This window comes from Nautilia abyssi, from assembly GCF_055388085.1.
On record NZ_AP042376.1, the window covers coordinates 1,076,909 to 1,093,093 of the forward strand.

Genomic DNA, 16,185 nt, shown 5'->3' on the forward strand with positions numbered 1-16,185 from the left:
TTAATCCTTTATTTCTCCCCAACCGAGGAATTCATTTGTACGCGGTAAATATAGCACATCTTTCGGTCTTATGTCAATATTAAGTTCTTTAATTAAATATTCCCTAACCTCTTTAATTCTCCAGAAAAACAGCAAGTCTCCTTTATAAGGAGTATTCGTCCAATACCCTACCCTGATTGGTATTTCCCATTCATTTGCGATGCTGTTTTGAATATCTACAATTAAATCTTCAAATTCCGTATTTTTAAGCTCTTTATGTTCATATTCTGCCAGTGCCCTTGCGTACGATTTGCATGCCGTTTTTATTTTTTCAATATTTTCGCTTTTTACATGCACATTTTCCAAAACGCCTTTGAATATTTCCATTTTAAAGCTGTTAGTAAATTCTTTCTTTTCTAAATCATAAACTTTTACAAGCTCTTTTGAGATATTCTCTTTTGGAAGATAGATCTTTTCAGGTATTTCAATTCCTTCCATTACAGGGTATTTTTTAAATACTATTTTTTTAATTTCCCTGCTTATTTCTTTTAATTTAGGCTTAGTCGTCAGATATTTTTTAACGAGATTTTCAATTTCTTTGTCTTTTTTAATGTAATAAAATACCACGGCACTCTCAAGTGCTTCAAGTATTGCGTTTCTTGGTAAAAATTTACCGTTATCGTCTTCTAAAAATCCGTTTTTTTCAAAAGACGTACCGCTCCAGAATATTAGCATACCGACTCCTTATTTGAATTCAGCCAGGGCTTTATCTATTTTTTCGCTGATTTTCTCATCAAACAATGCAATTGTCGGAACCATCCATTCCATCCAGTATCTCGCATCACCGCTTTTATTCTCACCGAAATACGCAAGAGCGATTCTTCCAAACCCCATCTCTTTTTCTATTTTTTTAGCATCTCTCAAAAATCTTCTCGGAACCGGCGGCAGTTCTTCAAACGGAAGCGGTTTACCTTCATCACCGTGTTTTTTTACAAGACTTGCAGCGCTTCCTATATTTCTTAACGCTTCAATAATATGTACAAATTTGTGTTTTTTCAAAAACGCAATTAAAAGCTCTCCGGCCGGCACGTGAAGTACAGGAGTATCAATATCGCCTTCTCTTAAATATACGTATAGATACGCCCTGCCTTCAATCATTTCTATTTTTGCAAACAGTTTCTTGTTTTTAGGAAGTTCTTTTAGCACTTCAATTACTTCATGTTCTATATCGTTTTCGGTATATTTGTCACCTTCTTTTTTATCGGCTGCGGCAAAAAAGGTTTCTTCTCCGTCTTTTTTTCCAAAAAGCAAATCAAATCCCCATTTTTTAAGCGATTTTATTTTAAATTCTTTCTCCTTTTCCGGAGCTCCCAATGTTTCAAATACTAATGTATTTAAAAGCTGTTCCTGTCTTAATTCAGTAATCATCTTTCATCCTTTTTTAGTTTTTTATAATTATAATACTTTAGTCTATTTATGTCAAGTTTTATATGTATCTCAATTTAATTCATAATTTTATTAAACTGTCACAAAACAAGATGTATCATATCAAGATCAACAAATCTTAAAATTTATTAAACTATAATAATTATTAATTGCAAAAGTTAGTCTATAATAATATTTTCTTATATAATATAAATTTAACATTTAATTACCTCAAAGTATGTACTATTTGCTTACCAAAACATTTCAAGGAGCAACAATGAAAAAAATATTTATAAAATTAGGTATAGCGGCACTTATGAGTACATCTCTTTTTGCAGGTAATTACGCTCATTCAAGCTGGAGCTACAGCGGCAAAACAGGACCGGATCACTGGGGAGATTTAAAACCGGAATACAAAATGTGTAAACTCGGTAAAAACCAGTCCCCTATAGATATTTCAAATACGCTAAAGGCAACACTGACACCTCTTAATATTTATTATGATGTAAAAGCAAAATCTTTTCTAAATAACGGCCATACTTTAAAAGCCGAAATGAAAAACGGAGCCAAGCTCTATATAGACGGTAAAGAATTTAAACTTCTGCAGTTTCATTTTCATACACCGAGCGAAAACACCATAAACGGTGAATATTTCCCCGCAGAAGCTCATTTCGTGCATTCAACCAAAAACGGAGAGCTTGCAGTAGTAAGCGTTATGTTTAAAATAGGAAAATTTAATCCGGCATTTCAAAAACTTGTAGACAATATCCCTGCAAAAACGGGAGAGAAAAAAAGCCTATGTAAAGTTAATCTAAAAGCTCAGGATCTTCTGCCAAAAAGCCTGAAATATTACAGATTCAACGGTTCACTTACTACTCCTCCGTGCAGCGAAGGAGTCAGATGGTTTGTAATGAAAACGCCTGTGGAAGTAAGTGCAGATCAGATAAAAGCATTTGAAAAAGTAATGGGTAAAAACAACCGTCCTCTTCAGCCGATAAATGCAAGAGTTATATTAGACTAAACTTCTTTAGGAGAGACTAGTTTCTCTCCTTTTAATATTTTTTCCCAAAGAGTAACATCATTCCATTCTTCCTTGATACGGTTACTAAAAATAATATCTTCAAATTTAATTTCACCCATTCCTTTAAAATTATACGCATCTTCTCTAAAACATTCTGCATATCCCGTATCTGTTTCATGCACTGTAATTGAGTGAAGTTTAACTTCCTTTTCCCCGTTATTAAATTCCATCAAATTCAAAACCCTGTCAATTATAAGAAAAAACACCCTGCTAAACTGCTCTGCAGAAGGATTGACCGGAAGTACAATCCATCTTTCGCTAAACTTTTTGGCATATTCTATATATTCGGGTTCATCTTTAGCCCATAATGTAATAGCATGGTCAAAACTGTCGATAAGATCTTTTATCGTAACCTTCATAAGCCCGAAATCATATACCATTTCACCGTTATCGAGATAATTTGAACTTAGTTTTACCTCTACTTTGTAACTGTGTCCGTGAATTGAACGGCTGCATCTTCTGCTTGTACAGTTTCTGACTATATGGGCATTTTCGAATTTAAAAAGCTTCCTTATTATCACTTATTTCCTTTTTATTATTAATATTAAAATTATACTGTACATAGTTATTTTATTTAATTTTATCACATTTTCAGCTTCATATAAGTGTCTGTCACTATAACAAATGCGATATATTTATATTATTAAAAACATTTATATTTAAATTTAAACACCCTTTTTTTTGCCAAAAAGCCTTATATGTATTCTGTCGCTGTAACAATACCCGTGTTTTAAGCAAAACCCAAATACAAACGGAGCGTTTTTTTCAAGTTCATTCCTGTCAGCACCAAGAGGCATACAGTAAACCGCTGCATTCGTATCACCGGTAATTTCTTTTATTTCATCGTTCAAGTCTCTGTCAATTACAAATTTAAAAAAACTTTTCGGAGCGTTTTTAACATATGACGCAATTACCCCTTTTTTGACTCTTTTAGAATAGTCTTCACCGCTGTTTGAGAGTTTAACGCTCATTGCAAAAGCCACATCCTTATATGCCGGGTATTTTTCAAAATCTATATCAACCGTAGTGTTTGTTTCTATCGTAATCTGCCCTTTAAACCATTCTACCAGCGGATACAGCTGTTTATAAAAAAGTGTGGGCTCTCCTCCGGTTATTACGAGATGAGTATTTTTATTAAGATATTTGGAAACTTCGGATTTTATTTCTTCAATATTCAATAACCGCCATTCGTTTTTATATGTTTTATCGACGGCATAGTAACTGTCGCACCCTTTTTCTCCAAATCCTGGACATTTGAGGTTGCATCCCCCGACTCTTACGAATACACTCGGATGCCCTGCGTATTTACCCTCTCCCTGAATTGAATAAAATATTTCGCTTACGGGTATTAATTTTTCACTTTTCATTTTTCACTTTTCACTTAATGTGCTGTCCATTTTTTAGAAACAAGCACTTTGCCGTCTTCCAATATCTTACCCTCAAACTCATCCCCTGCATTTACAACCCCGACACCTTTAGGAGTTCCTGTCATTACTATATCTCCCTCGTTTAATCCAAAAATCCTCTCAATATCCTCAAACAAAAATTCAGGTTTGTACATCATAAGCTCCACCCCGGCTTTTTGAACAAGCTCTGCGTTTTTATACACTTCAAGTCCCAAATTATCGATATTTTTAAATTCTGCAAATTCACTGAAAACAGCCGCGCCTTTAAAAGCTTTAGCTCTCTCCCACGGAAGGCCTTTTTTCTTAAGCTCACTCTGCACTTCACGAAGAGTGAAATCAAACCCGAATCCGACTTTAAGAGTATCGCCAATTAAAAAACATATTTCACCCTCGTAATGCATAGGAGAATATTCAGGAAGTTTAATTTCATTACTGATACTGCTAAAAGGTTTCATAAAATATACAGGCTCACTCGGCATTTCGTTATTAAGCTCTTTCACATGCTCTACGTAATTTCTTCCAACACATACGATTTTATTATTCATAATCCGCTCCAATCGATTTTACACTTTTTATTTTTAATTTTTAATTTCACAAAGTTTCGCATATCCTCTTCCGACTCTCGCAACCGGTTCAAAATCTCCGTCTATGTACATTTTGTGAATTTTTAAAAAGAAAGGAATTGTAGCCATTTCTTCATTTTCAAAAGTTCCGTAAAGTTCTGTCAAAAACGCCCTCTTACAGCCCTTCACAATAGGAGGAAAGTTTTCATCGATTTTTTCAAGCTCAATTCCGAATTTCTCCGCCTCGTTTACACCAAAAGGCAGAACTTCGCCTGTTTTATCCATCTTTTCGTAAAGATCTAATGGAGTCAGACAAACGGTTGCTTTTTTTGTTTCTTTTATGTTTTTAAACGTATCTTTCGGCTCGTCAATAGTGGGTTTTTTCCTTCCGATACTTACCATCAGTAGAGGCGGTTTGCTTGAAATACCCGTAAAATAGCTAAAAGGAGCTACGTTTATTTTACCTTCATTCTCAGTTACAATCCAGGCAACCGGTCTTGGGATGATATTTCCGGCCATAAGTTTGTATATTTCTTTACTGTCGGTTTTAGTAAAATCCAAAATCATCTCTTACCTTTTTTTGAAATTATATTATAATTAAGTAAGAATGAGGATTATAAAATAGAGTGTTACTGACCGTATACCGTAATTACTATATTTCTATTTGTAGGATAATCTCTGTGTTCGTTAAGATATATTCCCTGCCAGGTCCCTAGATTAAGTCTTCCGTCTGTAATCGGAATGTTCAGACTGACTCCGAACATTGAAGATTTAAAATGTGCCGGCATATCGTCTTTCCCTTCAAGGGAGTGTTCGTAATGATATCCGTCCGGAACTAAATCGCTGGATATTTTTTCCATATCATTCCATACGTCGGGAGAAACATTTTCATTAATTGTAAGGGAAGCTGAAGTGTGTTTTAAAAAAATATTCATCATTCCGACTTTTATATCCGAAATATCGATTGATGAAAGTATTTTGTCGGTAATTACGAAAAAGCCCCTTTTAGGAGCTTTTACCGTAATCTCTTTTTGTTTAAAAATCATCAAGATTAAGGCTTCCTTTGGAGTAGTTAACCACATTTCCTTCGAAGAAGTTTGTTTTCTGCTCGTTAAAACTAGAGAATCCATCAAACCAGCTGATAGGATTTTTAAGTCCCACTTCAGGGAATAACAGATCAAGCCCCATAGCCTGTGCCCTTTTGTTGGCCAGATATTGTGTAAATCTGTCAATAAGTTCTTTGCTCATACCCAAAATCTCGTCATTTGTGATATACCATCCCCAGTCTCTTTCAAGTTCGTACGCTGCAAAAAGCATATCTTTAATGTTTTTTATAACTTCAGGAGTGAAAAGATCCGGAAACTCTTTTTTAATTTCTTTAAAGATGTTTGCAAATAAAAGCGTATGAGTCACTTCATCTCTTTGAATAAATCTGATCATCTGTGCGCTTCCAAGCATTTTACCGGCTCTTGCAAGCACATAAAACGCCGCAAAACCGTTATAAAAATAAACACCTTCAAGGCACTGGTTAGCCACAATCATATAAACTTTAGCTTCATCATCTCCGTTAAGCGCTTTTGTGCCCCACTCTTCATAAACATTTCCGATAAATTCGTTTTTCTTTCTTAGATTATTGTCGACTCTCCACATTTCATAAATTTCATCCGTATTAAGAGAAATACTGTCAACCATAACTGCGTAGCTTTGTGAATGAAGAGCCTCTTCATACGCCTGTCTTACTATGCACATATTTACTTCCGGCGCCGTAATCCATGGATTTACGTGGTCCGGAGTATTATTTGTCTGGATAGAATCCATAAAAATAAGCTGGCTTAAAGCCTTATCATACATTCTTTTCTCAGCCGGCAAAAGCTGTCTGTACTGTCTTGCGTCTTCGGTTAAATCCACTTCTCTCGGAAACCATGTGTTTGCAAGCATCATTTCCCATAAATTATACGCCCACGGATAACTAAGTTTATTAAGATTAATTATCCCTTCCGTACATCCGTTAATTATCGATGTAGTAGAACCTTTATGTAAAGGGCAGTCGTAATTGAAAAGCTTTTTAATTTGCATATCGTTCCTTTACATTTTTTTTGTATTATATTCTATTTACACTCAGGAAACAAGAATGCGTTTAGCACTTTTTGATATTTCTTAATCCACATGTGTGTTTTATAATCATAAAATTTAGCTCCGGCATTAACGGCATAAGGAATAGAGTTTTTTCTAAGAGCACAGCTGAGAAATTCGGCAAATTTTATCTGTTCCATTATCTCAACCGTATTGCCGTGGTTGTAATTGCCTGGCATCCATGCTCCGACCCATGAATACAGTCCGTGGGATTCACACCAGTTTTTTGCATATTTTATTTTATTTAAAATATCTCTTTTCATGGCATCGTCCAAAGCCCTTTTGGGACCCGCCGCATAAAAATGCCATTCGATCATTATATATCTGTCATTTTTCGGAATATAAAGTTTGTTGAGCCAGTAAGGGTTGCTGATATGGTTTGGTGCTAAAAACAGAATCCTTTTTTTATCTATTCTTCTGATGTTTTTTACTGCTCTTTTATAAAAACCGTTAAGTATATTATTATGTTTTTTTATTTTTTTATTCGGTTCTATCAAAAGATCGTAGCTCAATTCATAAGGCTCGTTTTTATATCTTTTGGCTATTATCTCCCAGATATGAACAGCCTGATTTTCGTATTTTTGAGGATTTAATCTGAAATTTCTGCCGCTGTATGACAAAACGGGAATAAGCCCGTCTTTTAAACATCTGTTTATGATTTTATCAAGTCTTTTCAAATCGACGTTATCGTCAAATCTGATTCTGACACTGTTAAACCCTCTTTTTTTAAAAGAGTCTATATCGCTTAAACAAAAACGTTTTTCTATTTTTTTAAAAAGCACCCAGTTTACGTTAATTCCGACACCGAGCTTTTTTTGATAATCTTTAGGAGAATAAGAAAAGGAAAAAGAAAATAAAAAAAATAAGATTACTGACAGCCGAAGCATTCTATACTTCTGTCCATAACCTCCTCTTTAACTTCAGGAGACTGGCTTCTTAAATAATAAAAACTCTTTAGACCCAGTTTCCATCCCAGCGTATAGATTTCATTGAGATATCTTCCGCTCGCCTTATCCGTTGTAATGAATATATTAAGACTCTGCCCCTGGTCTATCCATTTCTGTCTGATAGCCGCGGCTTTAACCAATACCGTCTGTTCAAGTTCATACGCCGGCGTATAGAACATATATGTCTCTGCAGATAAATTCGGCACAACCACCGGAATAAGACCGCTCAAGTTTTCTTCGTACCATTTTCTTTTATATACAGGCTCTATCGTCTGAGTCGTTCCGGTTAAAATTGAAATAGAACTTGTAGGCGCTATAGCCATCAGGTATCCGTTTCTCATTCCTTTTTTAACCTGTTCTCTCAACCCTTCCCAGTCATACTGCATTGCGCTGAACAGATCTCTTTCGACAAGTCTTTTAGCCTCTTCGCTGGCACTGTCTATCGGAAGAAGCCCTTTTGACCATCTGCTTCCTTCAAATTCAGGATAAATGCCTTTTTCTTCGGAAAGCTCCGCGCTGGTTTTAATAGCCCAGTAGCTGATGCCTTCAAACACTTCGTCAATCAGTTTGAGATGTTCGTCGCTTCCCCAGAAAATCTGTTTTTCCGCCAGCATCTGCGCTTCACCCATGGCACCGAGCCCTATTGCTCTGTTTTTAAGGTTCGTATCTTTCGTTTTTCTTACAGGATAATAGTTAAGGTCTATTACGTTATCAAGCATTCTTATAGCGATAGGAACGACCTCTTTGATTTTTTCAGGCGTGTTTACTTTACTCAAATTTACGCTTGCAAGGTTACAAACAGCCGTTTTGCCTTCTACCGGCACTTTTTCTACAATATATACCTGTTTGCCGTTGATTGCGTCGATTGACGTAATTTTTTTAGCTTTTTTAGTAAGTTTTACGTCCCCGTGTTCTACTGTTACGTCTTCTTCCTCGTCATACATATTAAAACTTCCGTCTTCAAACGTAACTTTCACTTTATAATGGTTAGGCTCCGTGTTTTGGAAAATTTCCGTACAAAGATTTGAGCTTCTGATAATTCCTGCGTGGTCGTTTTGGTTTCTTCTGTTGGCATTGTCTTTAAAACAAAGGAAAGGATTTCCCGTTTCGTAATATTCAAGAAGTATTTTTTTCCAAAGTTCTTTGGCTTTTATCGTTTCTTTTGAAATATTAGGATCGTTTTCGTATTCTATATATTTTTTTTCAAACTCTTCACCGTAAAGATCCGTCAGATCTTTTACTTCATAAGGGTCAAAAAGCGTCCAAAGTTCATCTTTTTCAACTCTTTTCATAAACAGATCGCTTATCCATAAAGCAGGGAAAAGGTCATGCGCTCTTCTTCTTTCTTCTCCGCTGTTTTTCTTAAGATCAAGAAAGTCCAGTATATCCATATGCCAAGGCTCGAGATATACGGCAATCGCACCTTTACGGGTTCCCAGCTGGTCAACCGCAATAGCGATGTCGTTTGTAATTTTAAGCCAAGGAATAACTCCTCCGGCCGCATTTTTATGGTTATCGATAAAGCTTCCCAGAGCCCTGATTCTGCTTACGTCCCATCCGATACCGCCGCCGAATTTGCTTAAAAGAGCCATTTCTTTAAAGTCGTCAAAAATACCCTCGATATTGTCGTTCATGCTTCCGACATAACAGCTGCTGAGCTGGTGTCTTGTGGTTCTGGCGTTGCTAAGCGTAGGAGTAGCCACCATTACTTCGAATTTGCTTATCACATCGTAAAATTTTTTAGCCCAGTATCCTCTTACGGCTTTCGGATCGTTCGGAATACCAGCTCTTTCATCTTCCGGAATAGATTCGTAATTTGTCTCATTCTGTGCCAAAAACATCGCAACACCCATAAAAAGCTGCTGCGGAAGTTCAATCGGCTCGCCGTTTTTGTTTTTAATAATATATCTGTCATAAAGAGTTTTAATTCCAAGATACGTAAACTGAAGATCTCTTTCAGGCTTAATGTATGCGTTTAAGTCTTCAAGATCGAATTTTTCTTTTAGACCTAGCAGAATTCTTCCGGCTTCCTCTCCTTTTTGGAAATAATCTTTTAAATGATTATATCCGGTAAACCCTGTCACCCTGTGATACAAATCATACAAAAACAGCCTTGCCGCAACATAATTCCAGTTCGGTCTGTCTATGTCTATTTTATCAACCGCCGTTTTAATAAGAGTATCTTGAATTTCAGCAGTTGTAATACCGTCTCTGAACTGAAGTTTCGCATCAAGTTCAAGTTCCGTATAATCCACCCCCTCTAAACCTTCGCAGGCCGCTTTTGTATATTTTCTGATTTTGGAAATATCTAGCGGTTCTCTTCTGCCGTTTCTTTTAATAACTGTAATCCCCGGATACATTATTCTCCTTTTTGTTAAAACAAAATATTGTTAGTGATTTTAAGACGCAAGTCTATTGAAATTTTAAATAATCGTAATAATAACACAATAAATTTAAAGTTTGATAAAAGCTATAATTAAAAATAATACGAAAAGAAAATCAGGAGAAAAGTTTAATAAGACTCACTCCTATAAAAGCCGCAATATAGGCGAATACGTTAGGATATACCGTATAAAATATTCTCCACTGCCACTGAGGCACCTCAGCCCAGAAAGTACCCATCGCGGCAAGACAAGGCGAATAAAACATTATGATAATTATCATAGCCACTGCTGCTGTGAACGTCATATTGTTTTTAATGACGTTTACTGTTTCTTTTGATTTGTTATTGCCGCCGTAAAGCACCGTAAGGGTTGAAACGACAACCTCTTTAGCCGCAAGCCCGGCTATTAAAGAAACGTCCTCCCTCCAGGTAAGACCTAGCGGTTTAAAAACAGGTGCTATAAATTTGCCTATATCGGCCAGATATGAATTTTGCAGAATTTCTCTGTTCATCTGCTGAACAAGCTCAGCTTTTTTAGCCGGATTCTGAGCAATCAGATGTTGGTATTTTTGTTCTATTCCGGCTCTCGGGAATGAACTTAAAACCCACACTATCAGACTCGCCGTAGCGATAAAAGTCCCGGCTTTTTTAAGGTAAAGCTTGCTTTTTATCCACAAATCAAACAAAATACCTTTAAGTTTCGGAAATCTGTATTTCGGAAGCTCCATAACAAACGGCTCAGGCTCCCCTTTGAACAATACATGCCTTAAAATTTTGGCTACTATCAAACCTGTCAATGCTCCTCCGATATAAATGGCAAAAAGTACGTTACCCTGAATTTCGGGTCTGAAAAACGCACTCACCAAAAGAACATAAACAGGAAGCCTCGCCCCACAGCTCATAAACCCGATTACCAGCATTGTTATAAGTCTGTCTTTAGGATTTTTAAGCGTTCTTGCCGCCATATAAGCGGGCACAGAACATCCGAACCCGGAAACAAGCGGAATAAACGCCCTTCCCTGCAGTCCGAACCTTTTAAGAACACCGTCCATAATATACGCCGCCCTTGCCATATATCCGGTCTGTTCGAGCAGGTTTATTCCCAAAAACAGGATAAGGATATTAGGCAAAAACATCACAACAGCGCCCACTGCCGGAATAACTCCGTTGATTATCGCTTCGCTTACGATTCCTTTAGGAAGGAAATGCGCAAGATTCGCTCCAAATGCGCTAAACGCCTTGTCTATATATTCCATAGGAACGGCGCCGAGTGAAAACGTCGCCTGAAATATCGCCCACATAATCAGCAAAAACAGAGGCAGTCCCAAAATAGGATGAATCAGAATTTTATCCACTTTTTCCGTTAATGTTTCTTTTTTGGCCTTTTTGGCCACCTGTGTCACTATACCTTTTGCAAGTGCCAGCCTCTCTTCAAAAAGCACCGTTTTGGTGTCATCTTCGTCGAATTCGATTCTAAGTCTCTCTTTAGCGCTTTTTAGCGTATTCATAATATCCACAAACCAAGGCTTTTCGTGAACGGCTTTATACATATCCTCATCGTCTTCAAGAAGTCTGACGGCTACGAATCTTTTTGAAAATCTGCATGATTTTATTTTTCTTTTAAGATTTTCTATTTCTTCTTCAACGATTTCGCTGTAATATACTTTCGGAATATTTTGTTCTTCATATGTCTGAATTACCTTTTCAAACAGCTCCTCAAGTCCGAAATTTTCTTTTGCGGAAACGTTTTGTGCTTTTATATTGGTAAGTCTGTAAAATTTATCCGTATCAATCTCCCCGCCTTCTCTGGCAAATTCGTCATACATGTTAAACGCAAGGGCCATAGGTCTTTGAAGGTCGCTGAGCTGCCATGTAAGAGTCAGGTTTTTTTCAAGCTGGTTGGAATCCAAAACATTTAAAATCAGATCATACTCTTCTTTAAACAAAAAGTCTTTAGTTACCTGCTCTTCGGGAGTGTACGTATGAAGGGAATATGTTCCCGGAAGGTCTATAAGTTTTATTTTATATCCGTTTCTTTCAAAAACAACTTCTTTTTTTTCAACGGTTACGCCGCTGAAATTCCCGACATGAAGCTGCGCACCCGAAATCGAATTGATAAGATGGCTCTTTCCGACATTCGGCTGCCCGACTAACGCTACAACTATTTCTTTCATATCAACTCCATAACTTTTCATTTTTAATTTTTAATTTTTCACTTAACATCTTTTTCCACTTCAACTTCGGCGGCCTCTTCATCGCGAAGGGCCACTTTGGTGTTTCCTATTTCTATTTCAAAAGTATTTTTTGCAAGTGTATGTTTGAGGACTTTAACTTTCTGTCCTTTAGCGATTCCAAAGGCAAAAAGACGGCTTTTTAAAGGTTCTTTGGCATGTACTTTTTTAACTGTAGCCTCATCTCCTATTGTTAATTCGTTTAATCTCATATCCGTCCTTTGGCATGTAAATATTTTTCCGTATCATATCAATACTTTATAATTTATTTCTTGATAAATATCAAAAATGTTATAATCGCTTTAAAAAAGGACGTTTATGAAACTCACTACTCCTCTTAAGTCTAACTCAGTCAAAATAATGCTTTTAGGAAGCGGCGAGCTGGGTAAAGAAGTCGCGATAGAAGCAAACAGGCTCGGATGCGAAGTAATAGCCGTTGACAGATATCCGAATGCGCCGGCAAGTTTAGTTGCCCAAAAATCGTATGTAATAGATATGAAAAACAAAGAGCAGGTTCTTGATGTAATAAAAAGGGAAAAACCTACATATATTCTTCCCGAAATTGAAGCTATCAATATAGAAGCTCTTTTTGAAGCCGAAAAAGAAGGGTTTCACGTTATTCCTAACGCAGAAGCCGTAAACAAGACAATGAACAGAAAAAATATAAGGGTTTTCGCAGCGGAAACGCTCGGGCTCAAAACTTCCAAATACGAATTCGTATCAACCCTGGAAGATCTGCAAAAAGCATGCGACGCTTTAGGATATCCCGTAGTCGTAAAACCGATTATGAGTTCATCCGGACACGGACAGAGCATAGTAAAAAGCCCAGAAGAAGTAATAGAAGCGTGGGAGTTTGCAAAAGAAGACGCAAGAGGAAGCGCGGATGAGCTTATAGTTGAGGAATTTATTCATTTTGATTATGAAATTACGCTTTTAACAGCCAAAAACGATAGTGAAATAGTTTTCTGTCCGCCTATAGGACATATTCAAAGCGGAGGGGATTATATTTTCTCATGGCAGGAAATGGAAATGAGCGAAACGGCTTTAAACAAAGCAAAAGATATCGCCCGAAAAATCGTTGAAGGTCTGGGAGGAAGAGGTATATTCGGAGTTGAACTGTTCGTTGAGGGCGACGAAGTGTATTTTTCAGAAGTTTCTCCAAGACCTCACGATACGGGACTGGTTACGCTTATAACACAGTCTCAAAGCGAATTTGCCCTTCACGTAAGAGCGGTATTAAATCTGCCTTTGGGATTTGAATTTTTAACTCCGGGAGCCAGCGCGGCGTTTAAAGCCGATAAAGACACATATACTCCTGAATTTAAAATCGACCCTTCTATTTTCAGAATCAACTCAAGATTCGTGGTATTCGGAAAGCCGGAAGCCCATCCGGGAAGAAGGATGGGAGTGCTGCTTGTAAGCGACAAAGAGGCAAAAGAGGCTTTAAAACAGGCACAGCTTCTTATTCAAAAAGTTTCTCTCTGATCTCTTTCGCCATTTTTTCGGCGTCTTTTTTACTGCAGTAGCTTTTATCGCCGAACATATAATAAAACGTATCCAAAATCACCTCCGTTATCTCTTTTTCATTTAAATTTTTCCGGTATATACTGTCGCATATCATTGCGGCCTCGCCAAAATATTCATCTTCACTATACTGAAGAAGTCTGGAGGGATCGCTCTTATCAATTATATTTTTTACCGCTAAAAAAAATTCTTTTTTATCCATTTCCGCTCTTTTGTATAAAATTTAATCACTTTTAATATTTTTTTAATGAACGTTGTTTAATACAATTACAATATACCAAAAAAAGGAGCGTTTATGAAAAAAATCGAAGCAATTATCAAGCCGTTTAAACTTGATGATGTTAAAGAGGCTTTGCTTGATATCGGTATTCACGGTATGACAATAAGTGAAGTAAAAGGTCACGGAAGACAGCAGGGACATGCTGAACTCTATAGAGGTGCGGAATACATTGTAGATTTCCTGCCGAAAGTAAAACTTGAACTGGTTGTTGCGGACGAAGACGTAGAAAAAGTAATAGAAACTATAAGCGAATCTGCAAGAACCGGCAAAATAGGCGACGGTAAAATATTCGTAAGCCCTGTGGAAAAAGTTATCAGAATCAGAACGGGCGAAGAAGACGAAGAAGCGATATAGTAAGTAGTTAAGTTGTGAAGTTGAGAAGAGATTAAGTTGTAAAGCAGATAAGAAAAATATAAAGGAGAAAAAATGGATTTAGCATGGGTAATTGATACCTTTTTTGCGCTGTTTGCGTTTACACTGATTATTTTAATGGTTCCCGGCTTCGCAATGCTTGAAGCGGGACTTGTAAGAACTAAAAACGTAACTGCCGTTTTAACGGTAAACACCATGATTTACATAGTGGCAAGCCTTGTGTTCTTCCTATGGGGATATACGCTGGCTTTTGGAGGATGGAGCGGAGAAAGTATGAGTATGTACGCCGCATTTTTATTCCAGATGGCATTCGTCGGTAAAACGGTCAATATCATGAGCGGCGGTGTAAGTGAAAGAACTAAAATAGTTCCTCTTGCGATATTCACACTGTTTATGGCCGGGCTTATTTATCCGCTTATCGTTAACTGGACATGGGGTGCGGACATGCTAAAAGGCACTCTTCTTGATATTTCCGCTATGCATGATTTAGCGGGAAGTACGGTAATTCACTCAACAGGCGCATGGGCGCTTTTAGCGGCGATTTTAATTATAGGGCCGAGAAAAGGCAGATATTCAAAAGACGGTAAAGTAAGAGTTATTCCTGCCAGCAACATTCCGTTAGTCGTGCTTGGTGCGCTGCTGCTTTGGATCGGATGGTTCGGATTCAACGGCGGAAGCGTTGGAAGCATTTCAAGCAAAGAAGCTGCGGATACAGTGGCATTGGTTGTAATGAATACAAACAACGCCGGTTTAATAGGCGGTCTTGTGGTAATGATTTTGGGTTATTTAACATATAAAAAGCTTGATATTACTATGATCTTAAACGGCGCACTGGGAGGACTGGTAGCCATTACTGCGGGAGCTGACGTAGTCAGTCCTTATGCCGCTTTGGCAATCGGCGCAATCGGTGGAGCACTTGTATTTTACGCAGTTCCTTTCTTTGACAAATTAAGAATAGACGATCCGGTCGGTGCACTTTCCGTTCACCTTGTAAATGGTATCTGGGGAACAATCGGTACAGGTATCTGGGGTAAAGGCGTAAGTCTTGCGGCTCAGATAAAAGGTATTGTTGTAGTCGGAGTTTTTGCTTTTGCTGCTTCTTTTGTAGTTATTTATATTATAAATAAAATAGTTGCCTTCAGAGCAAATGAAGAAGATGAGGTTGAAGGATTAGACGTCAGTGAATGCGGGATTGAAAGTTATCCTGAATTCAAAAGGGCTATATAATTCAGCCCTTATCTTCTCATCATTCCTTTGCCTGCAAACCAGTAATAATTGATATATTTTCTTCCGACACCTCTTTGAAACGGATAATGTTTACACCATTCTTTACTCATTAACTGACATGCGCTTTTACCTGTTACAGAAATAAGAGTCCTGTTAAATGCATTATAATGATTATAGCTTCCGGCTCTTAAAAATTTAAATAGAGCTATCACATCCGGAGACACGGCATTATATAAATATTTGTTTAAATCGTTAACATCCGTAACTTCAACCATAATCCCCACTTCAAGTGCGTCTTTGAGAGATTTTTTCCCTTTTGCAATCAGTTCGTCATAAAGTTTCTGAAGCTCAGGATTTACAAATTTACCGACTCTGTCTCCTCTTACAGGAAGAGGCAGCCCGTAATGTTTCATTACGTTAGCGACACTGTTTTCATGCATAATCTCAGAACGGTATATATTAAACACCCTCAAATCCGGATACATTTTTCCAAGTTCAAAATATACGTCGCGTGCAAGTTTTTCTTCCTGATACATATAATTCAAAGCGTGTTTTTCTTTAGGCGTAAGAGCAAAAAGATTCACCGCCAGCATCAAAAAAGCAAGTATTTTTATTTTCATATTAACCCTTTTAT

Annotated in this window: 18 protein-coding genes; 4 read left to right on the top strand and 14 right to left on the bottom strand. The window is 37.2% G+C overall.

Annotation, left to right across the window (positions count from 1 at the left end):
* Window positions 1-714 (bottom strand): hypothetical protein, encoded by a 714-nt coding sequence (locus ACZ5EP_RS05520; protein WP_464508292.1) that lies wholly within the window; start codon window positions 712-714, stop codon window positions 1-3.
* Window positions 715-723: 9 nt separating this feature from the next.
* Window positions 724-1,407 (bottom strand): TIGR00703 family protein, encoded by a 684-nt coding sequence (locus ACZ5EP_RS05525; RefSeq protein ID WP_464508294.1) that lies wholly within the window; start codon window positions 1,405-1,407, stop codon window positions 724-726.
* 274 nt (window positions 1,408-1,681) lie between these two features.
* On the opposite strand from ACZ5EP_RS05525, the gene ACZ5EP_RS05530 reads away from it, so the two are divergent.
* On the top strand, window positions 1,682-2,425 hold the full coding sequence (locus ACZ5EP_RS05530) for a carbonic anhydrase (RefSeq protein WP_464508295.1): 744 nt from the start codon (window positions 1,682-1,684) through the stop codon (window positions 2,423-2,425).
* On the opposite strand, the gene ACZ5EP_RS05535 is transcribed toward ACZ5EP_RS05530, so the two are convergent.
* The 10 genes from ACZ5EP_RS05535 to ACZ5EP_RS05580 all read right to left on the bottom strand — a co-directional run bounded on the left by ACZ5EP_RS05535 (window position 2,422) and on the right by ACZ5EP_RS05580 (window position 12,360).
* Window positions 2,422-3,006: a 6-pyruvoyl trahydropterin synthase family protein gene (locus ACZ5EP_RS05535; RefSeq protein ID WP_464508296.1), complete on the bottom strand. Its 585-nt coding sequence runs from the start codon at window positions 3,004-3,006 to the stop codon at window positions 2,422-2,424. The two genes, ACZ5EP_RS05530 and ACZ5EP_RS05535, sit on opposite strands and share 4 nt — an antisense overlap.
* 144 nt (window positions 3,007-3,150) lie before the next feature.
* Entirely contained in the window at window positions 3,151-3,852 is a 702-nt protein-coding gene (locus ACZ5EP_RS05540; protein ID WP_464508297.1) for a 7-carboxy-7-deazaguanine synthase QueE, read from the bottom strand.
* Between the two features lie 14 nt (window positions 3,853-3,866).
* On the bottom strand, window positions 3,867-4,436 hold the full coding sequence (locus ACZ5EP_RS05545; RefSeq protein WP_464508298.1) for a fumarylacetoacetate hydrolase family protein: 570 nt from the start codon (window positions 4,434-4,436) through the stop codon (window positions 3,867-3,869).
* A 33-nt stretch (window positions 4,437-4,469) separates the two neighbouring features.
* Window positions 4,470-5,021, bottom strand: coding sequence for a flavin reductase family protein (locus tag ACZ5EP_RS05550; protein ID WP_464508299.1), 552 nt, complete (start codon window positions 5,019-5,021; stop codon window positions 4,470-4,472).
* Between the two features lie 62 nt (window positions 5,022-5,083).
* Window positions 5,084-5,500, bottom strand: a complete 417-nt coding sequence (locus ACZ5EP_RS05555) for a secondary thiamine-phosphate synthase enzyme YjbQ (RefSeq protein WP_464508300.1) — start codon at window positions 5,498-5,500, stop codon at window positions 5,084-5,086.
* Window positions 5,490-6,530, bottom strand: coding sequence for a ribonucleotide-diphosphate reductase subunit beta (locus tag ACZ5EP_RS05560; protein ID WP_127679501.1), 1,041 nt, complete (start codon window positions 6,528-6,530; stop codon window positions 5,490-5,492). Before ACZ5EP_RS05560 ends, ACZ5EP_RS05555 begins: the two co-directional genes overlap by 11 nt.
* Before the next feature lie 32 nt (window positions 6,531-6,562).
* Window positions 6,563-7,369, bottom strand: a complete 807-nt coding sequence (locus ACZ5EP_RS05565; RefSeq protein WP_464508301.1) for a glycoside hydrolase family 5 protein — start codon at window positions 7,367-7,369, stop codon at window positions 6,563-6,565.
* An 86-nt stretch (window positions 7,370-7,455) separates the two neighbouring features.
* Window positions 7,456-9,882: a ribonucleoside-diphosphate reductase subunit alpha gene (locus ACZ5EP_RS05570; protein WP_464509637.1), complete on the bottom strand. Its 2,427-nt coding sequence runs from the start codon at window positions 9,880-9,882 to the stop codon at window positions 7,456-7,458.
* A gap of 151 nt (window positions 9,883-10,033) precedes the next feature.
* Window positions 10,034-12,091, bottom strand: a complete 2,058-nt coding sequence (feoB, locus tag ACZ5EP_RS05575; RefSeq protein WP_127679499.1) for a ferrous iron transport protein B — start codon at window positions 12,089-12,091, stop codon at window positions 10,034-10,036.
* A gap of 38 nt (window positions 12,092-12,129) precedes the next feature.
* Entirely contained in the window at window positions 12,130-12,360 is a 231-nt protein-coding gene (locus ACZ5EP_RS05580) for a FeoA family protein (RefSeq protein ID WP_464508303.1), read from the bottom strand.
* Between the two features lie 106 nt (window positions 12,361-12,466).
* On the opposite strand from ACZ5EP_RS05580, the gene purT reads away from it, so the two are divergent.
* The gene (gene purT / locus ACZ5EP_RS05585; protein WP_127679497.1) at window positions 12,467-13,633 is read left to right on the top strand and encodes a formate-dependent phosphoribosylglycinamide formyltransferase; all 1,167 of its coding nucleotides are present in this window, start codon (window positions 12,467-12,469) and stop codon (window positions 13,631-13,633) included.
* Here purT and ACZ5EP_RS05590 read toward each other — a convergent pair.
* Window positions 13,611-13,874 carry a hypothetical protein gene (locus ACZ5EP_RS05590; RefSeq protein ID WP_464508304.1) on the bottom strand — a complete coding sequence of 88 codons (264 nt, stop codon included), beginning with the start codon at window positions 13,872-13,874 and terminating at the stop codon, window positions 13,611-13,613. The two genes, purT and ACZ5EP_RS05590, sit on opposite strands and share 23 nt — an antisense overlap.
* A 93-nt stretch (window positions 13,875-13,967) precedes the next feature.
* On the opposite strand from ACZ5EP_RS05590, the gene ACZ5EP_RS05595 reads away from it, so the two are divergent.
* Together ACZ5EP_RS05595 and ACZ5EP_RS05600 are read left to right on the top strand one after the other, a co-directional pair.
* Entirely contained in the window at window positions 13,968-14,306 is a 339-nt protein-coding gene (locus ACZ5EP_RS05595; protein WP_127679495.1) for a P-II family nitrogen regulator, read from the top strand.
* Window positions 14,307-14,378: 72 nt separating this feature from the next.
* Window positions 14,379-15,551: an ammonium transporter gene (locus ACZ5EP_RS05600; RefSeq protein WP_464508306.1), complete on the top strand. Its 1,173-nt coding sequence runs from the start codon at window positions 14,379-14,381 to the stop codon at window positions 15,549-15,551.
* 8 nt (window positions 15,552-15,559) lie between these two features.
* On the opposite strand, the gene ACZ5EP_RS05605 is transcribed toward ACZ5EP_RS05600, so the two are convergent.
* Window positions 15,560-16,171: a DUF2202 domain-containing protein gene (locus ACZ5EP_RS05605; protein WP_464508307.1), complete on the bottom strand. Its 612-nt coding sequence runs from the start codon at window positions 16,169-16,171 to the stop codon at window positions 15,560-15,562.
* Window positions 16,172-16,185: the final 14 nt, after the last annotated feature.

Bases quoted from the DNA above. Each gene is read 5' to 3' on its own strand.
- ACZ5EP_RS05520 (WP_464508292.1), bottom strand. From the start codon at position 714: ATGCTAATATTCTGGAGCGGTACGTCTTTTGAAAAAAACGGATTTTTA.
- ACZ5EP_RS05525 (WP_464508294.1), bottom strand. From the start codon at position 1,407: ATGATTACTGAATTAAGACAGGAACAGCTTTTAAATACATTAGTATTT.
- ACZ5EP_RS05530 (WP_464508295.1), top strand. From the start codon at position 1,682: ATGAAAAAAATATTTATAAAATTAGGTATAGCGGCACTTATGAGTACA.
- ACZ5EP_RS05540 (WP_464508297.1), bottom strand. From the start codon at position 3,852: ATGAAAAGTGAAAAATTAATACCCGTAAGCGAAATATTTTATTCAATT.
- ACZ5EP_RS05545 (WP_464508298.1), bottom strand. From the start codon at position 4,436: ATGAATAATAAAATCGTATGTGTTGGAAGAAATTACGTAGAGCATGTG.
- ACZ5EP_RS05550 (WP_464508299.1), bottom strand. From the start codon at position 5,021: ATGATTTTGGATTTTACTAAAACCGACAGTAAAGAAATATACAAACTT.
- ACZ5EP_RS05555 (WP_464508300.1), bottom strand. From the start codon at position 5,500: ATGATTTTTAAACAAAAAGAGATTACGGTAAAAGCTCCTAAAAGGGGC.
- ACZ5EP_RS05560 (WP_127679501.1), bottom strand. From the start codon at position 6,530: ATGCAAATTAAAAAGCTTTTCAATTACGACTGCCCTTTACATAAAGGT.
- feoB (WP_127679499.1), bottom strand. From the start codon at position 12,091: ATGAAAGAAATAGTTGTAGCGTTAGTCGGGCAGCCGAATGTCGGAAAG.
- ACZ5EP_RS05580 (WP_464508303.1), bottom strand. From the start codon at position 12,360: ATGAGATTAAACGAATTAACAATAGGAGATGAGGCTACAGTTAAAAAA.
- purT (WP_127679497.1), top strand. From the start codon at position 12,467: ATGAAACTCACTACTCCTCTTAAGTCTAACTCAGTCAAAATAATGCTT.
- ACZ5EP_RS05590 (WP_464508304.1), bottom strand. From the start codon at position 13,874: ATGGATAAAAAAGAATTTTTTTTAGCGGTAAAAAATATAATTGATAAG.
- ACZ5EP_RS05595 (WP_127679495.1), top strand. From the start codon at position 13,968: ATGAAAAAAATCGAAGCAATTATCAAGCCGTTTAAACTTGATGATGTT.
- ACZ5EP_RS05600 (WP_464508306.1), top strand. From the start codon at position 14,379: ATGGATTTAGCATGGGTAATTGATACCTTTTTTGCGCTGTTTGCGTTT.
- ACZ5EP_RS05605 (WP_464508307.1), bottom strand. From the start codon at position 16,171: ATGAAAATAAAAATACTTGCTTTTTTGATGCTGGCGGTGAATCTTTTT.